Annotated in this window: 19 protein-coding genes; 12 read left to right on the forward strand and 7 right to left on the reverse strand. The window is 40.0% G+C overall.

Translation table 11 applies throughout. From position 1 onward, the window contains the following. Positions 1-203 (forward strand): hypothetical protein (locus tag B2O97_RS21355; RefSeq protein WP_286768091.1); only part of this gene is annotated, 203 nt, incomplete at its 5' end. A 418-nt stretch (positions 204-621) separates the two neighbouring features. Here B2O97_RS21355 and B2O97_RS21360 read toward each other — a convergent pair. Next, positions 622-804 carry a hypothetical protein gene (locus tag B2O97_RS21360; protein ID WP_286768092.1) on the reverse strand — a complete coding sequence of 61 codons (183 nt, stop codon included), beginning with the start codon at positions 802-804 and terminating at the stop codon, positions 622-624. A gap of 789 nt (positions 805-1,593) precedes the next feature. Between B2O97_RS21360 and B2O97_RS21365 the strand changes: the two genes are divergently transcribed. The 6 genes from B2O97_RS21365 to B2O97_RS21390 all read left to right on the forward strand — a co-directional run bounded on the left by B2O97_RS21365 (position 1,594) and on the right by B2O97_RS21390 (position 11,664). Next, a complete protein-coding gene (locus tag B2O97_RS21365) occupies positions 1,594-2,778 on the forward strand; it encodes a Pycsar system effector family protein (protein ID WP_254667661.1) in 1,185 nt (394 codons plus the stop codon). Positions 2,779-2,939: 161 nt separating this feature from the next. Then, complete coding sequence (ppk1, locus tag B2O97_RS21370; RefSeq protein WP_286768093.1) at positions 2,940-4,961, forward strand: polyphosphate kinase 1; 2,022 nt, start codon at positions 2,940-2,942, stop codon at positions 4,959-4,961. A gap of 120 nt (positions 4,962-5,081) precedes the next feature. After that, a complete protein-coding gene (locus tag B2O97_RS21375) occupies positions 5,082-5,978 on the forward strand; it encodes a hypothetical protein (protein WP_286768094.1) in 897 nt (298 codons plus the stop codon). Positions 5,979-5,980: 2 nt separating this feature from the next. After that, entirely contained in the window at positions 5,981-8,581 is a 2,601-nt protein-coding gene (locus B2O97_RS21380; RefSeq protein ID WP_286768095.1) for a hypothetical protein, read from the forward strand. An 11-nt stretch (positions 8,582-8,592) separates the two neighbouring features. Next, complete coding sequence (locus B2O97_RS21385; RefSeq protein ID WP_286768096.1) at positions 8,593-10,956, forward strand: GAF domain-containing protein; 2,364 nt, start codon at positions 8,593-8,595, stop codon at positions 10,954-10,956. A gap of 96 nt (positions 10,957-11,052) precedes the next feature. After that, positions 11,053-11,664 carry a trimeric intracellular cation channel family protein gene (locus tag B2O97_RS21390; protein ID WP_070562817.1) on the forward strand — a complete coding sequence of 204 codons (612 nt, stop codon included), beginning with the start codon at positions 11,053-11,055 and terminating at the stop codon, positions 11,662-11,664. A 122-nt stretch (positions 11,665-11,786) separates the two neighbouring features. Here B2O97_RS21390 and def read toward each other — a convergent pair whose 3' ends face one another. Then, on the reverse strand, positions 11,787-12,368 hold the full coding sequence (gene def, locus B2O97_RS21395; RefSeq protein ID WP_286754250.1) for a peptide deformylase: 582 nt from the start codon (positions 12,366-12,368) through the stop codon (positions 11,787-11,789). Between the two features lie 264 nt (positions 12,369-12,632). Here def and B2O97_RS21400 point away from each other — a divergent pair, with 264 nt between their 5' ends. The 5 genes from B2O97_RS21400 (at position 12,633) to B2O97_RS21420 (ending at position 19,094) form a co-directional block, all read left to right on the forward strand. Further along, positions 12,633-13,412 carry a hypothetical protein gene (locus B2O97_RS21400; protein ID WP_070562811.1) on the forward strand — a complete coding sequence of 260 codons (780 nt, stop codon included), beginning with the start codon at positions 12,633-12,635 and terminating at the stop codon, positions 13,410-13,412. A gap of 64 nt (positions 13,413-13,476) precedes the next feature. After that, positions 13,477-14,649 (forward strand): Gfo/Idh/MocA family protein, encoded by a 1,173-nt coding sequence (locus B2O97_RS21405; RefSeq protein ID WP_286768097.1) that lies wholly within the window; start codon positions 13,477-13,479, stop codon positions 14,647-14,649. Further along, positions 14,646-15,545, forward strand: coding sequence for a tRNA (adenosine(37)-N6)-dimethylallyltransferase MiaA (gene miaA / locus B2O97_RS21410; protein ID WP_286768098.1), 900 nt, complete (start codon positions 14,646-14,648; stop codon positions 15,543-15,545). Before B2O97_RS21405 ends, miaA begins: the two co-directional genes overlap by 4 nt. Positions 15,546-15,614: 69 nt before the next feature. Further along, positions 15,615-16,460, forward strand: a complete 846-nt coding sequence (locus B2O97_RS21415; protein ID WP_286768099.1) for a GLPGLI family protein — start codon at positions 15,615-15,617, stop codon at positions 16,458-16,460. Positions 16,461-16,463: 3 nt separating this feature from the next. Then, the gene (locus B2O97_RS21420) at positions 16,464-19,094 is read left to right on the forward strand and encodes a hypothetical protein (RefSeq protein ID WP_286768100.1); all 2,631 of its coding nucleotides are present in this window, start codon (positions 16,464-16,466) and stop codon (positions 19,092-19,094) included. A gap of 80 nt (positions 19,095-19,174) precedes the next feature. Here the strand turns inward: B2O97_RS21420 and B2O97_RS21425 are convergent, their stop codons facing one another. The 5 genes from B2O97_RS21425 to B2O97_RS21445 all read right to left on the reverse strand — a co-directional run bounded on the left by B2O97_RS21425 (position 19,175) and on the right by B2O97_RS21445 (position 24,457). Next, positions 19,175-20,728, reverse strand: coding sequence for an Rne/Rng family ribonuclease (locus B2O97_RS21425; protein WP_046673301.1), 1,554 nt, complete (start codon positions 20,726-20,728; stop codon positions 19,175-19,177). A 303-nt stretch (positions 20,729-21,031) separates the two neighbouring features. Further along, positions 21,032-21,868 carry a tetratricopeptide repeat protein gene (locus B2O97_RS21430; protein WP_070562796.1) on the reverse strand — a complete coding sequence of 279 codons (837 nt, stop codon included), beginning with the start codon at positions 21,866-21,868 and terminating at the stop codon, positions 21,032-21,034. An 18-nt stretch (positions 21,869-21,886) separates the two neighbouring features. Further along, on the reverse strand, positions 21,887-22,171 hold the full coding sequence (locus B2O97_RS21435) for an HU family DNA-binding protein (protein WP_046673299.1): 285 nt from the start codon (positions 22,169-22,171) through the stop codon (positions 21,887-21,889). A gap of 247 nt (positions 22,172-22,418) precedes the next feature. Continuing rightward, complete coding sequence (locus B2O97_RS21440) at positions 22,419-23,465, reverse strand: 8-amino-7-oxononanoate synthase (RefSeq protein ID WP_112375136.1); 1,047 nt, start codon at positions 23,463-23,465, stop codon at positions 22,419-22,421. A 23-nt stretch (positions 23,466-23,488) separates the two neighbouring features. Beyond that, entirely contained in the window at positions 23,489-24,457 is a 969-nt protein-coding gene (locus B2O97_RS21445) for a D-2-hydroxyacid dehydrogenase family protein (RefSeq protein ID WP_286768101.1), read from the reverse strand. Positions 24,458-24,475 lie beyond the last annotated feature (18 nt).

Here is a 24,475-nt window from a genome sequence, read left to right on the forward strand (position 1 = left end):
CTTTTTGTAAAACAGGTGATCGGAAGGCTGGGAAGGCCGGATCCGGCACAGAATGGGGACGGGAACCGGGACTCGATACAGGCTCCGCAGCGGAAACATGGATGAACATTGTATTGCTCGATCTGCTTAAGCTCGGGATCACTTTGGTAGCCCGCTCGGCTCAACGCTCAATCGAAGACGATGCGCATAGGCGCAGCCTATAAACGGGTGGATATTGATAAGACCGGAAAATTGTCCCATCGGAAAGATCACAGCGGAAAGACACCGCAATGCAGGATATAACAGGGGATAGGCGGATATCGGTAGGTCGGAAAAATGGCAGAACACAGGGCTCCGGAATACCTTCATTTGCAGTTATACTTTCCTGCCTGCTTACTTAGGGTTAGTTTAGGGTTTAGTTAGGTTTAGTTTAGGTATAGTATAGGTTATGGCTAAGTAAACCCTAACTTATTACTAAGCTAACGGTAAACAAAAGCTAAACTAAGGAATAAAGCATCCTTAACTCTCCCTTATTTAGGGAAAGGTGGTTCCGCTTGGGGACAACGCTCCGGCTGCTGACAAAGGTCTGCGGAAACCTCCGACTGCCCTCCCAGCCTCCTTCGTACCATGGTCGGGGCTGGTTTACCCCCTGAACGTCTTGCGTCCGTGGTGAGTCCGTGTTGTCTCCGACTCTAAGCCCGCACTCACCCCGCTGCCAGCACGGGCAAATGACACTCCAAACGCGGCCATACCCCCTGGATACCCCGAAAAAGGGCCAACACCAATCCAAACCGCAGCCGAAAAACTCCGCAGCGACGCTGCCACACGAAAACAACTCGGAAAAACATACTATCAAAGGCGCAAAAAGAATTTGGGAGCAGAGCAGCGTAGGGGAATGCCCCAATTTAACGATGGAGCGGAGCAACCCTTGTTATCTTATCTCCCTTGGTTTAAGGCAACACATAAGCTGTCTTTATTTATCAGTGATACACCGTGAATACGTGCTAAACCCGAGGTGAGTCTGCGTTGAGTCCGAGTCAGGCACGCAGTAAGCCCTGTCACGCTATGCTCCCCCCTTGAACTGTCCTTAGAGTGGCTTTCGGAGCGGAATGAAAACTGGATAAACACTGGATAATGACTAAAAAGCGCTATATGCCCGGAGAAACACAGCATAAAAAGGGCTAAAAAAGCATTTCGCCCTACTGATTTCCCGCATCGGCCTCAGCATAGGATCGAATCAGGATCCAGTTTAGAATCCAATTTCGAATTCTGGACGCCCTATCTTATCGTTTTTACCTATCGACGGTATTAATCTGAAACATGCTCAATGACCGCCTTAGTAAATGTTTGCTCGAGTATTATAGGCTTTACCTAGGTTTCCTTGATTAGCATTAGTCTGGGTACTCTTTTAGTAAAAGCTAAATATTTCATCCGATTAGCGGTCTGCTTTAAGAACAATTCATCTACTTATATAACAGTCAATTTTACAACTACTGGAATAACGCTTTTTTCAGTAAATTTGATCTAGGTTAATAAATAACAAAAAAGAAGACCTTATTTTTAAGAAATTAAAGATATTAAATACTTTTATTGCAAATAAAACCATATTGGTCCATGATAGATTATGCTCAGCTTTTAAAACAGGTAGAAGAATATGCTGAAACTTATATTACAGAAAATATTTCAGTTTGCCATTGTTTTCACAATACGATACACACACGTTCTGTTGTACGTGCGGCGGAGGAGATTTCATCGTACTATAAACTAGGAGAGGAGGATCACTTTATTGTCATTAGTGCCGCCTTCTTTCATGATCTCGGCTACGTAAAATCTGACAATGCTATTGGTCATGAAAAGAGAAGTGTCGAAATTGCTTTAAATTTCCTCCAGGACAAAGGCATACCGGAAGCCATACAGGAAAAAATCAAAGGTTGTATTTTAGCAACGAGAATGCCTCAGGATCCTACAAATCTGCTGGAGCAAATTCTCTGCGACGCAGACCTATTTCATTTTGGGAATGAGGATTTCGTCAACAGAAACAAACTGATGAAAGCCGAAGCTGAAGCAGTACTAGGGAAGGAGATCGATAAAGACGTATGGCGGGCCGGCACAATCAAACTATTAATGAGCCATCATTACCATACTGAATATGCGCAACAAAAGCTTAATGCCAAAAAGGAGATGAATCTAAAAGAACTGGAGAAAAAACAGGAGAAATCTATCTCAAAAAATAAAGAAAGTAAAAAGGAAGACAAAAAGGAAAAAGAGAAAGGCAGTAAGCCAGAACGTGGGATAGAAACAATGTTCCGGATTACGTCCTCAAACAATCAGCGACTAAGCGACATGGCAGACAATAAGGCCAACATCCTCTTAACGGTCAATTCTATTATCCTTTCTGTCGTGATTGCTGTCTTATTTCGGAAACTAGATGCCAACGAGCACCTGATTATCCCAACAATTATCTTAACTACAGCCGTGGTAGCAACCATGGTCATGGCCATACTGTCAACGATACCCAAAATTCCGTCGGGTAAATTCTCAAAGGAGGAAATCGAACAGAAATCAGTCAATCTTCTCTTTTTTGGAAATTTTTACAAAATGAAACTCGACGATTATAACGAGGGTATGCAGAAGGTAATGGTCGACTCGGAATTTCTATATGGCATGCTCACCAAGGATGTTTATTCGCAAGGTGTGGTATTAGGACGAAAATATAAGCTTCTACGATACGCCTATGGAATTTTTATGTTTGGACTTGTTATATCGGTTGTTTCTTTTGTCGCCGCAACCATATTTTAGTGCAATACTATAAAAACAGTGAAATATTTCAGCATCATGTTTTCCAAACTTTCTTTTTTATTTAAAAAGATGCCGCCTTTAGATCAATCATTAGCTACCAATAGATAGCATCATTATTAATGTTGTTGTAAGCACGTTGCCATAACCATAAATTTATACGGATGAAGAAGAAAGATCTTTATATCAACAGAGACATCAGCTGGTTATCGTTCAATGACCGGGTACTTGACCAAGCCGCTTGTGAGGAGGTACCTTTACTGGAAAAACTACAGTTTCTCGCTATTTTCTCATCCAATCTGGATGAATTTTATCGTGTTAGAATGCCTGTACTAATGGCTTGGAAAAAAATAATGAAGCAAAATCCGGGACAGCTCATTCCGAACATCGATATTGGCACATATAAAAAAGCGTCAAAAACCATCAACAAACAACAGGAAAAATTTGGCTTAATACTAGCTGATATTATCCAAGAATTAGCAAAAGAAAATATATCCTTTATCTACAACCAAGCTATTCCAGCAGAAACAAAAGACCTCGCAGCTCAATATTTCTTTAGTACAATTGCCTCCTACCTCCAAATTATACCAATTGATGATACTTCTTTTTTTCCGATCAACAATCAGCTCTACTTCGTCGTTACAGACGACAATACTGGAGTGGTATTCTTTCTAAATGTCCCTTCAAATCATATTGGCCGCTTTTTCACCTGTGAGATCAATGGGAATAAATATGTCGTACTCATCGATGATATTATCAAAGCATTTTTTCCTGAAGCCATAAGAAATACATCATTAAATTTCTATTCCTTTAAAATCACAAGGGATGCGGAATTAAATCTCCAAGATGAATTTGAGGGTGATATTGCCCAAAAAATTGAGACGGAAGTCAATAAACGTGATCTTGGCTATGCGACACGCTTTCTATTCCAGCCAAATCTGCCAAAACAGCTGATTGAAACATTGGCAACACTATTTGATCTGCGAAAAAGTAGCATTGTCGAAGGCGGAAACTATCACAATCTGAAAGATCTATTTTCATTTCCGATTAAAACAGCAGAACTTTCTTATCCAAAACAGCTGCAAATCAATAAGAATCAGAATTTCAGGGAATCTATCTTTGACCAAATAGACCGAGAGGATCTGTTGGTCTGCACGCCCTATGAATCGTTCGATCCCATACTACGTTTTTTTAATGAGGCCGCAATAGATCCAACCGTAGATGAGATTTACACGACCTTATACCGTATCGCCGGTGATTCGCATATTGCACAAGCGCTGGCTACCGCAGCAAAAAATGGGAAAAGAGTCAATGTATTTGTCGAATTGAAAGCGCGCTTTGATGAAGCGAATAATATACATTGGGCTCGATTAATGAAAGAACAGGGCGTCAAAATCACGTATAGCATCCCCAATTTAAAAGTACATGCCAAAATAGCGCTCGTCAAACGCAAAGAGGGTCGAGAAAGTGCTTTATTAGGCACAGGAAATCTAAATGAAAAAACGGCGAAGGTCTACACGGACTACTTCCTTATGACCTCAAATAAACTATTGACCAACGAATTAGACATGCTATTCGAGTTTTTACCAGCTCGGAGAAAACCCCATCATCCAAATGAGCTGTCTTTTAACCATCTATTAATTGCACAGTTCAATCTCAAACATACATTTTTATCCCTGATAGACAAGACCATCCAAGCAGCTAAAGACGGAGACAGCGCTACAATAAAAATTAAATTAAACAATCTGGAAGAAGAATCGTTAATCAATAAATTGTATGAGGCGAGCCGGGCAGGGGTAAAACTGCAATTATTGGTCAGAGGAATCTGTAGACTAAAACCACAAGTACCCGGATTGAGCGACAACATTGTCGTGAAACGGATTGTAGGACGATATTTAGAACATGGCAGAATATTTATTTTTCAATATCAAGCACAAACGAGCGCGTATCTGGGCTCTGCAGACTGGATGAACCGTAACATCTACCGACGTATAGAAACTTGCTTTCCATTGCTGAATCTAGCATTAGCACATCAAATACAAGAGTTATTCGATATTCAGTTTGCAGACGACACCGAAGCAACTTTACTGGATGAACACGGACAAAATCAGGCAATAGAAACACAGCAGAAAAATGTTTCTCAGCAACAAATCCTTCATTATTTGAAAGGCAACATGAGACAATAGGGCTATTCAACAAGGCAGCTCATTACAACAAGAACAGCCTAAAAGCCCAACAATATAATCATTGAACGTAAGCTCATTCAGAAACCGGATGACTTCCTCAATTTAAAATTTAATCATATAATGATGAAAAATCCCACGATATTGACAACTATGGCATTAGGTTTAGCTTCTGTTATTTTTCTCGCCTGCAATCCGAATAATACAACCAAGGAAAACAGCAACAAACCCGCTCATGTTCAAGCTGAAAAACAGCAACAAATACCCTATACATTATCTTCGGGCATAAAGATGAGTTTGCCCGACGAATTGTTAGAAATATCCGGAATAGCTTTTCTCGCGGGACAGGATGACGATATTTATGCCATTCAAGATGAGCAGGGCTTTCTTTATAAATTTAACCAACCGACACAAAAAGTTACGTTCAACCCTTTTGGAAAAGATGGCGACTATGAGGACATCTCGATAAGCAATACACATTTCTTTATTTTAAAGAGCAATGGTAGCATCAATTCCTTTCCCATTGCCGAAAAGGACGATATAAAAAACGTGGTCGAACAGAAAAATTTACTTCCAAAAGGAGAGTATGAAGGGCTTTTTGTTGACCGCGAAAGCAACCAGGCATACGTATTATGTAAAGAATGTAAGGTCGACAAAAAACAATCGCAAACCTCGGGTTATGTCTTTTCAATTGACGAGCGTGGTCAATTTCAGCCGAAGGGAGAATTTGCCATCCAGCTTGATGAACTTCATGCATTTGATGCTAAAATTAAGAAAACGTTCAAACCCTCGGCGTTAGCTAAAAAAGCAGACAGCAAGGAATGGTATATCTTATCTTCTGTAGACAAAGCTCTTGTTGTAACCGATGAGAATTTTCATGTGAAATCACTCTCTCCATTAGACCCGAAGATTTTCCCTCAACCTGAAGGCATTAACTTTGATTCAAAATTTAATCTTTACATCAGCAGCGAAGCCGGTAATCAGGATAAAGGGATCATTTATAAATTTGAACAAAAATAGGCATGCAAAAGGTAGTACCATTCTTTCTTATTTTTCTTGCTAGTCATGCTTATTCACAACAAAAGCATACACAGTCCCCTGCACATCAGGGCAAATCCTTTGCTCAAACCGTTATCAAGGACAGTGTTAGCATCGTTGCAAATGCAAAATATGGTAAAGCCAGTAAATTCAAGAAGTTCTTACTTGGCGAAAATTACCGCAAAGAATGGGCCGCGGAAACCACCTTGCCTTTGCTTCAGCTTTCAACCTTGTACGGGGGACTGCATCCTGTCAAACAGGGAGGCGGGATGCAATCGGTTTCCCTACGACTTACGGATTCAATCGGCCGGGAATGGGCACTACGTTCGGTCAATAAAAGGACTGAATCCCTCATACCTGAGGAGCTCCATGGGACCTTTGTACAGGATGTCTTAGACGATGCCACCAGCGCCCAGCATCCCTATTCCGCGCTTATGATCCCTGCTTTGGCAAATGCCGTGAACGTCCCCCATGCCCATCCTATCATCGGCGTTGTTGCACAAGACAGCATATTGGGGGAATACGCACCGCTTTTTGAGCATACGGTGGCTTTACTAGAAGAACGCGAACCACTTGGTGATTCAGACAACAGCCCAAAAGCTGTCCGAAAACTACAGGAAGATAACGATGATAACTTTAAAGCTAAGGCATATCTGCGCGCAAGAATGCTGGATGTATTGGTAAGCGATTGGGATCGACACGAGGATCAATGGCGTTGGTATAATGAAAATCAGGATAGCACAGATCACGATAAAGACTACATTCCTATTCCCCGCGATCGGGATCAGGCGCTGCGTGTCACACAAGGTTTTCTGATGAAAGATATCTATCAGCAATTTGTCAACCCAGTCATGCAAGGTTTTACGACGGGTATTCCCAATATTCGCTATTCTTTATTTAAATCGCGTTTTTTAAATGCCCATCCGAGCAACCAGCTTTCTCACAAGGAATGGACCAAAGAGGTCAAGCAATTTGTAGCACGTCTCACAGATTCGGTATTATGGGAGTCGGTACGTAGCCTGCCACAGTCGTCCATTGCTATTCGTGGGGAACAAATTTTTAAAACACTTCAAAGCCGTCGTGATGCTCTACCCTCAGCGATGGAAGAGTATTATAATTTCATCAATAACATTGTCGATATTCACCTCAGCGACAAAAACGAAAAAGTAGAAATACACAGCACGGAAAATAAAAACCTGAAAGTCAAAGTTTCGAAGATCAATAAAGATGGTAAGGTCACCAAAGCATTGATGGACAAAACCTATAAAGACCGCCTAACAAAAGAAATTCGTCTCTATTTAGGTGAGGGAAAAGACTCTGTTGTCATCGATAACGCAAATTCTCCGATTAAACTCCGAATTATTGGAGATAGCACGCCAAAGACTTATGTTATCAACGAAAGCAAATCGAAAATACAGCTTTACGAGAATACCAAAAACTCCACTTTACTGGGTGAGAAGAACAAAATAAAGCTTCATTATGCACAAGATAGTACCAACACGCAATTTGTTCCTGTAAACCTATATAACACCTGGCTTCCTCTGGTGACTGCGGGTTATAATGCTGATGACGGTTTTTCGCTCGGGCTGGGGGCTGCTTATACACATCAGCGTGGATTTAGAAAAAATCCTTTTACGTATAAGCAACAACTGACTGTAGCAACAGCCTTCCGGACCGGAGCTTATAAAATTCACTATAGAGGCGAATGGATAGCTGTTGTCGGGGATGCAGATCTTGTTGTCGATGCGCTAGCAAAAGCTCCTGACAACACGCAAAACTTCTTCGGTGTAGGTAATAACTCGCTCTTCTTAAAGGAACAGTATGGTGCAAAATATTACAGAAGCAGATTCAATATTTTCAATATCAATCCGCAGTTAAGATGGAAACCTTCATCTACGTTAAGCTTTGCCGTAGGTCCGCATATCCAATTTTACCACTTAGATCCGATTGAGAATGAAGATCGATTTATTTTAAATCCCCAAGCTTTACATTCTTACGATAGTTTATCGATTACCAAAGACAAAACTTTTGCAGGTATCAATGCATTTTTAACACAAGACTCCCGTAATCGAAAGATTAACCCAAGTAAAGGGCTATATATTGAAGCCGCTTTGAATTCCTATTTTGGACTCAATCCGTACTCAAAAAATTCAGCGCAGTTAAGTGCCGCAATAACCGGCTATTTGAGTGCATTCAATGAAGGCATTATATTCGCCAATAGAACGGGAGGGGGGATCGTTGTCGGGAACCCTACATTTTATCAATATTTATTTCTAGGTGGCCATGAAAATCTCAGAGGATTTCGCCAATATCGATTTGCGGGGCAACAGATGCTGTATAATAACCTAGAGGCCCGTGTTAAAGTACTTGATGTCAAAAGCTATGTTCTTCCAGGTGAATTCGGACTAATGACCATGTATGATATTGGAAAAGTATGGGCAAAGGGCTATAATAGTGATAAGTTTCATCAAGGTGTGGGTGGGGGCATTTATTACATCGTCGCCAATGCACTTCCTTTGCATTTTGTCATGACGAAATCCAATGAAGGCTGGTATCCCTATTTCAGCACAGGTTTCCGCTTTTAAAATTTCGATCCATGGAGATAAAGAAAGTACAACTCACAACGGCAAAAAACGCCAATACGTATACAAATGGCAGGCTAGACTTTGAACCATTTTTCAAATACCTGGAATCTTTTATTGAAAATGGCACTTCATCGGATGAAATGATTCCTTTGTTTGCGTTGGAACGCATCAAAGAAATTGAACATCTCAACGGCAAACTCTGCAAGCAGAATCTCAATGCCTATAAAGATATTCTGCAATTGATTTATAGCCTCTCCGTATCGTTGATTGACACTGCTCCAAAAAGGTACTGGGCACTCACAACAGCCCTAGCAGAAGAAGCCTTCTATGGAACCGAAGCCTTTTTCGACCTAGCTAGCCATCAGCTTGTGGAGCAAGAAATGCAAGGGAAGATGCGTGCCGGAAGCCTTCTTACGAATCGAGAAAAGCTCTTTTATACCCTCATCTTCGATAGACTCTATGGCTTTTCTCCCAATGAAAACAGCAGCATTGTTTATCATCACCTCAACGATCAGGGGGAGATTATCGATTATTACGATTTAGACATCGATTTTAAATTTGTTGAGATCAAAGCAAAAAAGACATTGCCGGCACTTGATATAGGTCGTTTATCGGAAAACCCCAGTGATTCCATTTTTGACTGGAATACCGTTATCAATACCGTTAAACTGGAAGATTTTGAGTTATCGGGCTTTAGCATGGTGACCTTAAGAAAGACCAGTACGGAACATACCTTACGGCGAATCCAGTCCATCCTCCTGGATTTGCCTACATACAATTACCACCTCTTTTTAGCTGATTTAGAAAAGATAATCACACCGCTATTAAAGGGGCCTGATACGGTATTTAGTCTATTTCCGCTGTTCCAATTAAATGGGGTACCATTTTTCGATTATTCAATCACCAATAAAAGCATCTTGTTTGCTGAAGCGTATACCGCCAATAAAACCTTTAAGATCAATCCTGAAATCGCGGGCTACCTAAAGCATCCGCATGTGATATTTTATACAAGTAATGCGACGAATGGTATCCGGAATACCACGTCCATTTTCGACGAGCAAATTAGCTTGTCGGGGGTAACGACCTATTTGTGTATTCCGCTCATTCATAATCATTCTCTTTCAGGCATATTGGAAATATACAGCCGTGAACAAGATCAGCTCGACAGTCAAACCATGCAAGCCTTAGGTTCTCTGGTTCCGCTTTTATCACAACTAGCTCAGGATATCACCCTGGAATTTAAAAAACGTATCGACGATATCATCATTAACCGGTTTACGACAATACAGCCTTCGGTTCAGTGGAAATTTAACCATATCGCGGCCCAGTACATTCAGGAACTGGAAAACGATAGTCAGGATGCCCATATTAAAGCGGTTGTATTTGAAGAAGTCTATCCGCTCTATGGTGCTGTCGATGTCAAAGACTCTACGATCATACGAAACGCCTCTATTCTCAAAGACTTTAGCTTCAAGGTCAAACAGCTCGCCATGCTTATTGATGAGCTCTCGTTAGACGGAAAGCACAAATTGATTATGACTTTTTCAGCACGGGTCGATCAAATTACAGAATCTCTTGACCATATCTCTTTTGATGAATCGATGGTCAAGATCATTGAGTTCTTCAGAAAAGATGTGCAGCCATTTTTAGAAGAAGCCAGAAAGCAATTCCCATCAAAAATAGCGGTGATTGAGCATTATGCGAAGCATTTTTTCACCAATCGGGACACCGGGGAGTTTTATCGGAATGAGTTTGAAACTTCTCTACGTCAGATCAATCAATTGATCAGTAGAGAACTGGATCATTTCAATAGCTTCATCCAGGGAAATTATCCGTCTTATTTTCAAAAGTTCAGGACAGACGGTATTGAATATGACATTTATATCGGCGAATCCATTACGCCCCAACAATCGTTCAGCTACGAATTCATCAATGTATTTAGGCGTCAGCAAATTGTTTCGATGGCCAGAATTGCGCTGAAAGCATACCATGCGAAAGATACGCTGCCACTGGCTTTAGAAACAACACAACTGATTTTCATCAACCCACATAGCATTGATATCAGCTTCCGGGAAGATGAAAGGAGGTTTGATGTCGAGGGATCGCTCAATATCCGTTATGAAATCATCAAAAAGAGGATAGACAAAATTCGGGTAAAGCGAACCAAAGAACGACTTACCCAGGTCAATAAAATTGCTATTGTCTATTTATCGGATGAAATCCTGGAGGATCTCATGCTAAGTATACAGGCAATCTATGACATGGGCATTATTGAGCATACCATCGAACATTTAAAATTGGAAGATGTACAAGGAATTGCGGGGTTGAAAGCAATTCGCCTTTCGGTGAATTTAAACTATCAAGATTTCTCCTAAATTTGTCCAATAAACGGAAGTTTATCCCCGTTGATATAGGCTAAATGGGACAATGTCAGATGGAGGATTTAACATATTGATTTAAAAAGGATTACCATGATTACTGATGCCAACTATTTTTATCTAAGCGATTTGCTTGGCACTTTATTTTTTGCAATATCGGGTACCCTGTCGGCAAAACGTAAAGATATTGATATTTTTGGGGCAGCCTTTTTAGGGTTTGTGACAGCCATTGGCGGTGGATCGATGCGGGATGTATTTTTGAATCTACGCCCAGTATGGGTCAATGATAGCAATTATCTCATCGCTATTTTCCTCGGAATTTTAATTGCCATTATCTTCAATAAACAGTTGTATGGTTATTATCGTACGTTGACACTTTTTGATGCCATCGGAATTAGCTTTTTTACCATCCTTGGGGTACAAAAATCACTCAACTACGAAAGCAATACCTATGCTGCCATTATCTTTGGAATGTTCACCGCGGTATGTGGGGGGATGACACGCGATGTGCTACTCAACGAAACCCCACTAATCTTTAAAAAAGAAGTATATGCTACGGCCTGTTTAGGTGGAGGGCTCACATATATCTTGCTGGTGCACCTTGATCTCGACCTCTCCTGGGCGGCATTTATTGGGGCTGCTGTTGTCTTTTTAATACGAATGACAGCCGTTAAATATCGTTTGTATTTACCCCGCTTGGATTGAGGAAAGTCCCTCTTAGCACGTAAACTTTCTAGAACACGTCACACTGGATGACCGAATCCATATTAAAAATGGATTAAAAGACGGACTAGAAGGAAGCGACAAAGAAAAAGCGTTAGTATGAACTAACGCTTTTTCTTTTGCTGTGGGAATTTCATTTTATAACCAACACGAATATTTCCTTTCGCGATAGCATCCAATCGACCTTTTAGCATCGTCTTCTTCAAGGCACTCAATTTGTCGGTAAATAGTTTACCTTCAATATGATCATATTCGTGCTGTACCACTCGGGCAGCCAAACCTGTTAAGTCTACTTCATGCTCTTCAAAGTTCTCATCTAAGTAATTGATGCGAATATTCCGGTGACGCAATACGTCCTCATTAATATCTGGGATACTTAGACAGCCTTCACCGAAAGCCCATTTTTCACCAGACTCCTCAACCATGATGGGATTGATGAAAACTTTTTTGAACGATTGGAGCATTTCTTTGTTTTCTTCATCATCTTCTGCGAAAGGAGTTGCATCGATAACGAACATACGTATAGGCAAACCTACCTGTGGAGCTGCCAAGCCAACACCATGCGCTGCATACATGGTATCGAACATATCATCAATCAATTTCTTTAAATCTGGATAGTCTTCATCTATTTCTTCAGCGACCTTTCTTAATACAGGATCGCCATACGCCACTATCGGAAGTTTCATATGTATTATAATTATTTATAAGTGCCGATACTCATTTCTACCTGAGCTCGTTACACGCTGTTTGCTTTTAAAGTCACTTGGCGCCTGTTGTAATTTTAGCACGTTTTTATTTTAGATCATGTCAGGCTAATTGCTCATCCTGAGTCATTGTACTTTTTTAACAAGGATACGCTGTCGCTCCATTATATTCTTGGGTACAAAGGTACGGATAATTATTAAAAGTGAATATTTCGTCAAAACTTCCATAAAAGTTACTTTTGTTTTATGGATCCTTCGTTTATAAATTTGTCGACACAGTTCAAGCTTAGGCTAGAGCAAGCTCTTGAAGTTTCATTAGCGCTTTGTCATGTTGATGGATTTATACAAATATCATCTCCGGAATTAACAATTAACATTTTACTATACCCTCACGAGAAATCCGTGAGACGTGATACTTCCGATCCTTGTATTCATATCGATGAAGACCAATTAATAACAAAGTTTGATTTGATCGTCAGGCGCATTGTTTCTAGAACAAAAAATGACAAACGCATTTACGCCCGTAATACTGTCGTTGCCCGGATCGACAAAAGAACGAGTTTACAGTTCCTCGTGGAACATCATTTACAAACCGCTCTTCCCGGCAAGTATCGTTATGGCCTTTATGAACAGGGAGAGCTTGTTGCGGTCGCGGTATTCTCTGGAGGGCGCCGAATGTTGGATAAAGATGAAGATTATCGCTCATTTGAACTATTACGCTTTTGTAATAAAACAGGTATTAATGTCATAGGGGGCCTTAGCAAATTAATTAAAGCCTTTTGTAGCGATTTCTCGCCAGGAGACATTATGACTTTCACCGACCGTGATTGGAGCCAACATTCTTCGCTCGAAAAAATTGGGTTTGTTGCGAAGGAAATAACTGCACCTATCAACTTTTGGATAGCAGAGACAAAAAGATATGTTTATCGCAATACAGAAGAGCTAAAGGTATTAATGGAACAATATCCGAATGGCTTTCCAAAGGAAAATATGGGCAGCATCAAGATGATTTTATATGTAAAATAAGCTAAATTGTGTATATTGTACACTGTAAGGGTTTGAAAAATAAATAATCAAAAATAATAACGTTATGAAGAGAAAACTTCGCATGGGTATGGTCGGAGGCGGAAACGATGCCTTTATTGGCGCTGTACACCGTATTGCTGCTTTTATGGATGGCAAGATTGAACTGGTTTGTGGTGCATTTAGTATTGATCCACAGATTTCAAAACAATCTGGAGAAGACTTATTTGTAGCTCCTGAGCGTGTCTATCTAAACTATGAAGAGATGATCGAAAAAGAATCTTTGCTTCCTGAAGGCGAGCGTATGGATTTTGTAACGATCGTAACCCCCAATTTTCTACACTTTGCTCCAGCTAAATTAGCGCTAGAAAAAGGTTTTGATGTTGTTGTTGAAAAACCAATGACAGTATCTGTTGAAGAAGCAAAAGAATTACAGGAAACAGTAGAGCGCACAGGCCGCACACTGTGTCTTACGCATACGTATTCCGGCTACCCGATGGTTAAACAAGCCAAAGCGATGGTCAAAGAAGGCCACTTCGGTAAGATCAGAAAGATTGTGGTTGAGTATCCACAGGGTTGGTTAAGCCGACTAACAGAACGCGAAGGTAATGCCGGGGCCGCTTGGCGTGCAGATCCGAAACGCTCAGGTAAATCGTTGGTTATGGGTGATATCGGTACCCATACTGCGCATTTAGCGGAATATGTATCGGGGTTAAAAATCCAAGAACTATGTGCAGACCTCACAACATTTGTTGAAGGTCGTCTATTGGATGACGATGGCTCGGTGCTTTTGCGTTTCGAAAATGGTGCTAAAGGTGTATTAATGGCTTCGCAAATTTCAGCCGGAGAAGAAAATGCCGTTCGTATCCGTATCTACGGTGAAAAAGGTGGATTGGAATGGGCAAATGAGGATCCGAACAATTTAATCATCAAGATGCTTGATCAGCCTCGTCAGCTTTATCGCACAGGAAATGCTTACGCAGCGCCTTATACGTTGAGTTCTTTTGCAACACATAATACCCGCGTACCAGCAGGTCACCCAGAGGGCTTATTGGAATCATTTGCGAATATCTACCGTAATTTTGCGGCAACAGTTACGGCAAAACGTGAAGGACAAATTCCGACAGCTGAACAACAAGATTTTCCAACAGTTTACGATGGCGTAAGAGGCATGGCTTTTATCGATACTGTCGTAAAAAATAACGAAGGAACAGAAAAATGGACTAAATTTGTTCTGTGATAGACAGATTAAAATATACACTTTCTCTTTTGGAACAGCAAACCGTTCCGAAAGAGAAAGTTATCGTTATCTTAGGACCTACAGCTTCAGGAAAGACGAAACTAGCCGTTCAACTGGCGCAACGCATCGATGCTGAAATCATCAGTGGAGATTCCCGCCAAATCTATAAAAGAATGGACATCGGTACGGGAAAAGATCTATCGGAATATCAAGATATTCCCTATCATCTTATCGACACCCATGAACCGGGAGAACGCTATCATCTCGGAAACTTTATCGCTGACTTCCATCAAGCCCGACAATCCATTCTAGAAAGGGGAAAACATACTATCCTTTGTGGTGGTACAGGCTTATATATCCAAAGTGTAATCCAACAAAATCCATATGCGCTGATCCCATCTATCGAAGGCCTCAAGGAGTCATTACTTCCCCTCCCAGAGACAGAGTTGTTAAAACGCCTTCAGGAATATACACTACCCGCGAATTTCCAAATCGATCTTTCGACCAAAAAACGTATCATCCGCGCAATAGAAATATTAGCATTTTTAGATATTCACCCCGATCACATCGCTCAGCAACAAACGGTAGATAGCATCGTTATCGGATTAAATCCGTCAGTGGAAATCCGACGCGAACACATTAGCCAAAGATTAAAACAACGATTAAATGATGGCTTATTAGCAGAAGTGGCAAAACTCGTGACCGAAGGGATTACACACGATCAGCTTCAATACTATGGCCTGGAGTATAAATATGCGTCATTCCATCTCCTTGGACAACTCGATTACCCAGCCTTTATCACAAAACTGGAAACAGAAATACATCGCTATGCCAAAAGGCAAATGACATACTTCCGCAAAATGGAAAAAGATGGCATAATGATTCATTGGGTTTAAAAAAAATAACAATTGTTCTCTATCATAAAAAAAATTTCATATTTTTAAAAGAACCTTATAACAATTGTGATGAGAACATTATCGCTTATTTTTGCACTGCTTGTCTGTGCCCTATTTTCATTGAAAGCACAAGAAAAAGTTATCGCCGAAGTTCATTATCAATTTAAACATAACAACGATACGACCAAAAATGCGGTACAGCTAACGGATGAAACAGTCACCTATCTCGGTAAAGAAAGTAGTCTCTATAGAACCTACTCAGATATTCTCGTCAAACAACAGTTAGATGCCAAAACTGCAGCTCAAGATTTTGACGGCAATTTAACGTTAAAAATGCCTGCCAGTCCCCCGGTTCTGGATGGATACATTATTTATCCTTCTTTAAAAAAGACCATTAATATAGCGGGAATATCGTCTCCGGCAGATGCTTATTCATGCGAAGCTCCCTACGAAAGCCAGGACTGGGAAATAACAGATGAAACTAAAACTATCGGTGGATACCTTTGTCAAAAGGCCACATGTCGATTTAAAGGAAGGGATTACACGGCTTGGTTTACGACAGAACTGCCATTTTCTTTTGGACCATGGAAGCTACATGGACTACCGGGGCTTATTCTTTCGGTACAAGATTCCAAAAACGACGTCAGCTGGGAATATGCCGGCTTTCAAAAACAACCTTCGGACCAATCACTTCGAATTGAGCCTTCAAAAAGTGTTATACCCGCAAAAAAAGAGGAAATTCAAAGACTAAAAACGGCATTTAAAGAGAATCCCAGCGCCTATTATGAAACACTTGGGGCAACTGGTCGCGCAAACCCTTTTCAGATCGATTATTCTAAAGTCCAAATCAGCTTCGATGTTCAAGGTCAAGCCCCTTCAACACAAACAAACAATCCTATCGAATTAGCGCCATAGTTTATGCCCAAAAATTTTGTGCTGTTTGTCTGTTTTTGGCTATGCGGCTATTTCTGTTATGGGCAACATCAGATCTCCGGGGTTTTATTAGATAACACGAGTAAGCAAGGTATTCGCGCAGCAAGCGTTAATCTAAAATCTAGTGATGGAAAAGTAATTTCCTTTAAAATAACGGATGCTCTTGGGCATTTTGAAATGATAACATCCAAGGATCTAACAAATTCCTACATAGAGATCAACCATATCGGGTACAAACGTTTCAGCCAAACACTTGGGAGCCAACTACGCAACCTTCAAATCATACTCGAACAATCCACTATTTTATTGGAGGAAGTCAAGATCAAAAGTGCGCCTAAAATAGCACGCAGCGGGGACACACTCACCTACAACGTGGCTGGATTTGCTGACCCCAATGATCGAACTATCGGCGATGTATTGAAGCGAATGCCTGGGCTGGAAGTCCTTGAAAATGGTGAAGTGAAATACCAGGGCAAATCCATTTCAAACTTTTATATCGATGGGGATGATTTGCTGGCTGAAAAATACGGTTTGGGGACAAAATCAATATCCCCAGATTTAGTTAAAGACATACAAGTCATATCTCATCATGAGCATATTAAATTGCTCAAAAATAAAAGGTATAGTGATGATGTTGCGCTAAACCTAGTAATAAAAGAAGAAGCTAAACTAAAGCCGTCGGGTAGCATAATGCTCGGATTGGGAACTCCCAAACATTTCGATGGAGATCTAAACACGATGATGTTTAACAAAAAAGTGAAATTTCTCAATGCCCTGAAAGCAAATAACATCGGTCAGGATCTTGCTATTTACATGGAAGAAACAAGATCACAGGCAAAAATTGACAATCTACTTTCTTTAGGAACAATCGGCAGCCCTCCTTTAGAGAAAAGAGATTACCTCCAGAATAAGACCGGCCTTTTCGATTTCAATTTTTCAAAACCGATTAAAAAAGACTGGTCGCTACGTACGAATATCCAGGGATTATATGACAGAAACAACATTCATTATGAAGGGAAAAACACCTATTATACTGAAAAGGGGGATATTTCATTCCATGAGATTCAGATTGCACAAATTAACACTAAGGCCGCGACCGGGCAAGTGACAGTTGAGCGCAATACCGATCATTTTTACTTTAAAAATTCCTTAACAATGGGGCTAAATAGTGAGGATTCCGAATCGAGTATCTCATCAGATACAATACCGATCGACAACAATATTCATCATAGGTCCAAAACGATCAACAATCAACTGATTTATGTGCCGGAGCTTAAAAATGGAAATATTATCCAACTTCAATGGTCTAGTAAATATTATACAAAGCCCCAGAGACTACGCAGTTCTACCGAAGTATTCAATGACCTGTTTTATCCAGTCATATTTGATAAGATAATCCAACATGTCAATGTACCGACCTTCAATACTGTCGCTTCGCTGGGATATCGCCTCCCCAGCGGTAAAATAAACCAATACTACGGTATAAAGCTCGAATTAGAAAATCAATGCCTTGAATCTAACATCGAACTCCTACAGGGAGAAAAAACTTTCAATCCGTTGCTAGATTCAACAATAAATAGAATGAATTGGTTACGCACATCCAGTGAATTCAATGCACATTATGCTTGGAATAAAGAGCGTTTTAAATCAAATTTATCCTTGCCTGTCGCCTTTATCCATACCCGTTTTGAAGACAAAAATTATCAGCTCAATAATTGGAAAAATCTCATCCAATTTACACCCAGCTTTAGCGCTCGATACCATATTGGCTATGATGATGAACTTGCATTTTCCTATAAAAATAGCAACAACTTGGGAAATATAGATGCTGTTTATCGCGGTTTGATTATCCAAAATTACCGAACTAGATCTTATAATAGCTCAGCCAATCCAGTGAGCAGAAATAATGATTTTTTCTTGAACTATAAATTGGGACAATCGGTTAAATTACTGTTTTTTCATTTTGGACTAGGTTATGAAATTCACTCAACAAACAATATGATAGCCACTACAGTTACAGACTCATTAACGGCGACACAACTGATTGCAAAAGAAAATTCTATGCACAGCTATACAGCTACCATCGGTCTTGATAAATATATATTCAAGCTAGGGGCCCTATTCAAACTGAAATTCAATTGGAGACGATCAAACTACAATCAGTTATTTAACAAGGAAATATTACCCATTGCCATTACTTCTTATGAACTACAACCTGCTTTCAACAAGAAATTTTTCAGAAGGATAGCACTAGATTATAATAGCTCCATTAATCTATCATTTTCTTCCCAGGGCAATGCATCGTCAGATCGTCGTATTCTTTTTATTACGCAATCGATGAACTTCCCCATCAATATCACAAAATCAGTATTACTTAAATGGAATCTTCAGCACCTTTTTAACAAACAGCCTGATTATAAGAATACAAATTATTTATTCTGCAACGTCATGACAAGATATAGTCGATGGGGAATGGATTTTGAACTGGATATACGCAACCTAGCCAATATAAAAAGTTTTGAAACAAACTCCATAACAGCCAATGTACAGTCGCAGAATCGTTATGAACTGCGGGGACGAACGGCTCTCCTTAGGGGAATTTACCATATCAAATAGGTTTCTTATAGGAATTTAAATGCTATAAAAACAAAAAAGGGTTAGTATCACTACTAACCCTTTTCGTTAATCTCTTTCTATTATAACTTAATTTCTTCATCCTTCGCATTGAAGAAATGGAATTCAGTTAGATAATATGACGTCATTGGATTTACTTTAATCCATTTTCCGTACTTCATGAACCATTTCATTCTTTTAGAAATCAAACCAGACTTAATGTAGGCGTCTATATAAGGGTGAACACATAAGGTCACCTTCTTTTCGTTCTGTTCTTGAAGAATAAAGCTCAAATTATTTTCTATATCATCCATAAGGACAATACTTGATCGGATTTCACCTGTACCATCACAAGCCGGACATTTTTCGTTTGTGACAATATTCATTTCAGGTCTAACTCGCTGACGTGTAATTTGAACCAATCCAAATTTACTTGGAGGCAAAATCGTATGTCTCGCTCTATCCGCTACCATACATTCTTTTAAGAACGTATACAACTCTTTTCGATGATTGGGTTTATGCATATCGATAAAATCGATGACTACAATTCCGCCCATATCACGCAAACGCAGCTGTCGCGCAATTTCTTTTGCTGCTTCCATATTGACCAGCAATGCATTGTCTTCCTGATTCTCCTTATTCGCAGAACGGTTACCACTGTTGACATCAATGACATGCAGGGCTTCGGTATGCTCAATAACGAGATACGCACCACCAGGCAATGTTACCGTTTTGCCAAAAGCTGCCTTGATTTGCTTTTCAACTCCGAAATGATCAAAAATTGGCTCTTTATGTTTATAAAGTTTGACAATTTTCTCCAAATCTGGAGATATATCGTGTATATATGATTTTGTTTCTTCGAAGATCGAAGGATCATTAACATAAATATGTGAAAACTCGTCTGTCAAAATATCCCGTAGAATAGTGGATGCACGATCCATTTCGCCAAGAACCTTTTGAGGCGGTTCAGCATTACGAAGACGTTTGGTAAATAGTTCCCATTTTGAGATCAGGTCCAATAAGTCACGTTGTAGTTCTTCAACACCCTTACCTTCGGAAACTGTACGAATGATAACACCAAAATTAGCTGGCTTAATCCCTTCGACAATCTTTTTTAGGCGGTTGCGTTCGTTACTACCTTTGATACGCTTGGAAATGGAAACAGTACTTGAGAAAGGTACCAAAACGACAAAACGACCTGCTATTGAAAGGTCTGAACTCAGACGCGGTCCTTTTGTTGAAATGGGTTCTTTGGCGATTTGTACTGGCACGAGCATATTTTTGCTCAAGACATCAGAGATCTTACCAGCTTTATCGATATCCTTTTCAAGTTTTAAACTATTGAGCAGTTTCTCTTGATAACTGCCATTCTTCACTATACGCGTAAGCTTTAGCAAAGATTGAACTTGAGGACCCAAATCTAAATAGTGTAGAAAAGCATCCTTTTCGTAGCCTACATCTACGAAAGCTGCATTAAGCCCAGGCATAATTCGCTTGATACGTCCGAGATAGATATCTCCAACAGCGAAGTTATTATTTGCGGGCTCGCGGTTAAGTTCAACAAGCTGCTTATCTTGTAGTAAAGCAATAGTTACCCCTTTATCAGGAGTTGAATCGATAATTAATTCCTTTACCAAAAGCTACTCATTTTTGATACCTATGCAATATCCTATCGCAATCTTGGGTATCCGATTAAACATTTAAAGAACGTTGTTACGAAAAAAACAATCTACATCCCCTTCACAGACATGTAGATCGTTTCGTAAAGCTATCTCAGCAAAATGGGCCAAGATGTTTAAAAGCTTATCACAAGACTATTTTTTCTTGTGTCTATTTTTTCTTAAACGTTTTTTACGTTTGTGAGTAGCCATCTTGTGTCTTTTTCTTTTTTTTCCGCTTGGCATAGCTAAATTTTTTAATGATTATAAATAATAAATTAATTACTTGCTCAATTCGGCAATCTTTCGATCGATGAATTGTGATAGGGAAGGATCGGCTGCCAGTTCCTTACTTTTTTGAAAAGCTGTAACGGCTTCCTTTTTCATCCCAATATTTTCATAGCCTGTGGCTAAGTAAAAGTATGACTCAGCATCGGGTTTTTGATCGATAACGGTCTTAAAACGCTCGATGGCTTTGTCAAACTGACGGGATTGTAATGAAAACAATCCCAAAGTTTTGTTTGCTTCTAAGTTTTTAGGATCGGCAGCAACGACTTCTCGCAACAAGGCAATACCTGCCATAGGGTTGTTCGTTCCCGATACCATTGCGGCACCCAATCCTGTTTTTGCATCTAAACTACTTGTATTCGCTTTTAACGCAGCCTCATATGCATGAATAGCATTTTGATTCAACGCTTGAGCTAAAGTAGAATCCTGCAAATTTGTATAAGCGGCACGATAAGCATTACCTGCTTTCAACCAATACTCAAACTTCGGTGAAACCTTCGCCATTTCCTCATAGATGAAAGCCTGAGGGGCTGGTTTTGCGACATCATCCCACTTATTTGCCAACTGTTGCAACAGCTTTATCTTATCCTCTCCAGAAGCTTTTGCAACTTGGCCCTCAATATCGGAAATTTCTTTGACTAAACTAGCATCTAAACCTTGTTTTGTCATCGAAGATATATTTTCCAAATTTACTTCATTGGACGGCTTCGACTCAGATGCTGCAGCAGTTTGTTTTTCTTTGTTCACCAAACCTTTAATAGGCTGCGCTAAAAGCACAGCAACCAAGGCTACTACTGATCCTATGACTATTATCTGTTTGGTTTTTGCCATTTTAATCTATTTTAAAGATTATTTATTGCCATTCTTTACTTTCTCTACGAAAATTTTTGCTGGCTTGAAACTAGGAACAAAGTGTTCAGGGATAATGATTGCTGTATTTTTTGAAATGTTTCTTGCAGTCTTCTCAGCTCTTTTTTTGACTACGAAGCTACCAAAACCTCTTACATATACATTTTCTCCTCCGATCATTGCGTTTTTGACAACTTTAAAGAACGCCTCTACGGTTTCTTGAACATCTACCTTCTCTAAGCCAGTTTTGGTAGAGATTTCTGCAATAATTTCTGCTTTAGTCATATCTATTTTACTGTAATTATTTATTTTTCAACCCTTAAGCCAACTAATGTTTGGGGATGCAAAAGTATTGTTTTAAAATGAGTAATGGAAATTATTTAAATACTTTTTTGATAAATAAGCTTCCAAAAGCCAAACATTTACAATCAATTAACGAGACATTACGTTCGACCAACCCTTAAATAAACCTCAAAAATAAAAACAATTATCTAATTTACAAGATGTTGACTTATTAGTTGTCATATAAAAATCAATATATGCCAATTGCATGACTTAGCTGATCCAAATCCGCCTTGGTATGGTGTGCATTTACCACAATCCGATTTAATAGGGGATCTGTAGCAAGGGGATAAGGAAAACTTGACACCAGTACTCCCGCATTCATCAGCCTCGCATAAAGGCCCGTATCCGTTGATGAAAACACCGGAAAATTAGCAACAGCGTTTAATTCAGACCCCATATGTGCTTTGAAGGAATTAATATTATACTGCAACTTTTCGAATTGCCGTAAATAGATCTGCTCTCCATGGATAAATGCATATAAGCTCGCTGGCGAACTTGGAGAAGCCCCTGTATAAAAGTTTGATCGCTTGAAATACTTAATTCGTTCCTCATCGGCCAAAATCAATCCAGCATCTGTTGCCAGGCCTTTCGCCAAGGATGCGACGACAATCAGCTCAATATTAACCTGTTGAAAACTACTCTTATCTAATGAAATGCCATTCTTGCGCAAAACTCCTATTCCGTGAGAATCATCCAAGAGCAGTATAATTTTTTTGCCCGGATCAATACGATTGAAAACAGTGAAATCGTATAATTCCGGGCGCATATTGTCCAAGCTGTTACTAACGATGATAAATGATTTTTGGGCTGAATGATTGATATACTCGATCGTTGCATTGGCCCAGTCAACAAAATGTCCAGTTGCTGCAGGCTTTTTATCTAACCATAAAGAAGGGTGACATGCGGGTGCGTACAATACTTCGCCTTCAGCCGCCAAGGTTCTTACAAGAAATTGCGTCGCCAGATATCCACTTGAGAGCAACAGACTTGCTTCAAAACCAAAACGCATTGCAGCATATTCTTCCGCTTGATCAAATATGGCCTGTTGCACATTATTATTTCGTGAAGTGCCATTGTTAATACCATATCGCTGTATACCTTCTATGAAAATAGCAGCATATGCTTGATCTGTTGCCAGCCCTAGATAGGAAGTTCCACCGAAAAAAAGATATTCCTTACCGCCGACCACAATAACTCGACCTGTTGGTTGTTCTAAATGTGTAAAATTATTCATCTATATATAGCCGATTCATTTAATTAGTGGGTCAATACTTCGGGGTTAGCGATATGCTGTGGATTACCCTCGGAAAAGGCTACAATATTCTCAAAAGCAAGTCTAAATAATCGTTCATAACCATTCTTCTCCACATAGCCAATATGTGGCGTACAGAGCACATTTGGTAGCTGCAATAAAGGATAGTTAGGATCAAAGATTGGCTCGGACTCATAGACATCTACCGCAGCCATTCCCGGAACACCTGTTTCGAGTGCGGTCAATAGTGCACCCTCTTCAACCAACTCTGCACGGGAAGTATTGACAAAAAGTGCAGTCGGCTTCATAGACCGGAGATCTTCGAGCTTTACGATACCTCGCGTCGCAGGCACTAACCGAAGGTGTAAAGTAACAACATCTGAAAAATGAAAAAAATCGGATTTACTTGTTGCAGCTAAAAAACCGTCTTTTACAGCTTCTTCTCGGGAATTTTCGCTTCCCCAAACAATTACTTGGGCACCAAAAGCCTTTGCATATTGCGCTATTCGCTTCCCTATTTTTCCATAACTCCATATCCCTATTGTTTTTCCGGAGACACATTCTCCTATGTTCGTTTGCCATAGGCCTTTGTCCATATCTGAAAGAGCCTTAGGTAAACCTCGGAGTGCATTCATGATCAAAAGCCAGGTCAATTCAGCTGGAGCAACAGGAGAACCCATGCTTTCTGCAACAGCCACATGAAAGCGGCTACAAACAGCCAAATCCAAATGATTTGAAATTTTGCCCGTTTGGCTGATCAACTTTAGCTTGGGAAGCTGGGACAACAGTTCTTCTGTAATCTGGGTCCGTTCTCTAATGAGCACTAGCGCTTCCGTATCGCTTAATTTTTCCGCCAGTAAAGCCGGATCTGCATAGGACTGTTTCAATATTTGGACATCGTGACCATCAAGAATTTTGAAACAGTCCAACTGTCGGACAGCATCTTGATAGTCATCTAAAATGGTTATTCGCATTTTTTTGACTTAATTTTA

It is taken from the genome of Sphingobacterium sp. UBA865 (genome assembly GCF_002295765.1).
GTDB lineage: Bacteria > Bacteroidota > Bacteroidia > Sphingobacteriales > Sphingobacteriaceae > Sphingobacterium > Sphingobacterium multivorum.

Coding starts and splice junctions, on each gene's coding strand:
- B2O97_RS21385 (WP_286768096.1), top strand. CDS start 8,593: ATGGAGATAAAGAAAGTACAACTCACAACGGCAAAAAACGCCAATACG.
- B2O97_RS21415 (WP_286768099.1), top strand. CDS start 15,615: ATGAGAACATTATCGCTTATTTTTGCACTGCTTGTCTGTGCCCTATTT.
- ppk1 (WP_286768093.1), top strand. CDS start 2,940: ATGAAGAAGAAAGATCTTTATATCAACAGAGACATCAGCTGGTTATCG.
- B2O97_RS21390 (WP_070562817.1), top strand. CDS start 11,053: ATGATTACTGATGCCAACTATTTTTATCTAAGCGATTTGCTTGGCACT.
- B2O97_RS21375 (WP_286768094.1), top strand. CDS start 5,082: ATGATGAAAAATCCCACGATATTGACAACTATGGCATTAGGTTTAGCT.
- B2O97_RS21405 (WP_286768097.1), top strand. CDS start 13,477: ATGAAGAGAAAACTTCGCATGGGTATGGTCGGAGGCGGAAACGATGCC.
- B2O97_RS21430 (WP_070562796.1), bottom strand. CDS start 21,868: ATGGCAAAAACCAAACAGATAATAGTCATAGGATCAGTAGTAGCCTTG.
- B2O97_RS21400 (WP_070562811.1), top strand. CDS start 12,633: ATGGATCCTTCGTTTATAAATTTGTCGACACAGTTCAAGCTTAGGCTA.
- B2O97_RS21365 (WP_254667661.1), top strand. CDS start 1,594: ATGATAGATTATGCTCAGCTTTTAAAACAGGTAGAAGAATATGCTGAA.
- B2O97_RS21420 (WP_286768100.1), top strand. CDS start 16,464: ATGCCCAAAAATTTTGTGCTGTTTGTCTGTTTTTGGCTATGCGGCTAT.
- B2O97_RS21435 (WP_046673299.1), bottom strand. CDS start 22,171: ATGACTAAAGCAGAAATTATTGCAGAAATCTCTACCAAAACTGGCTTA.
- B2O97_RS21380 (WP_286768095.1), top strand. CDS start 5,981: ATGCAAAAGGTAGTACCATTCTTTCTTATTTTTCTTGCTAGTCATGCT.
- B2O97_RS21445 (WP_286768101.1), bottom strand. CDS start 24,457: ATGCGAATAACCATTTTAGATGACTATCAAGATGCTGTCCGACAGTTG.
- def (WP_286754250.1), bottom strand. CDS start 12,368: ATGAAACTTCCGATAGTGGCGTATGGCGATCCTGTATTAAGAAAGGTC.
- B2O97_RS21440 (WP_112375136.1), bottom strand. CDS start 23,465: ATGAATAATTTTACACATTTAGAACAACCAACAGGTCGAGTTATTGTG.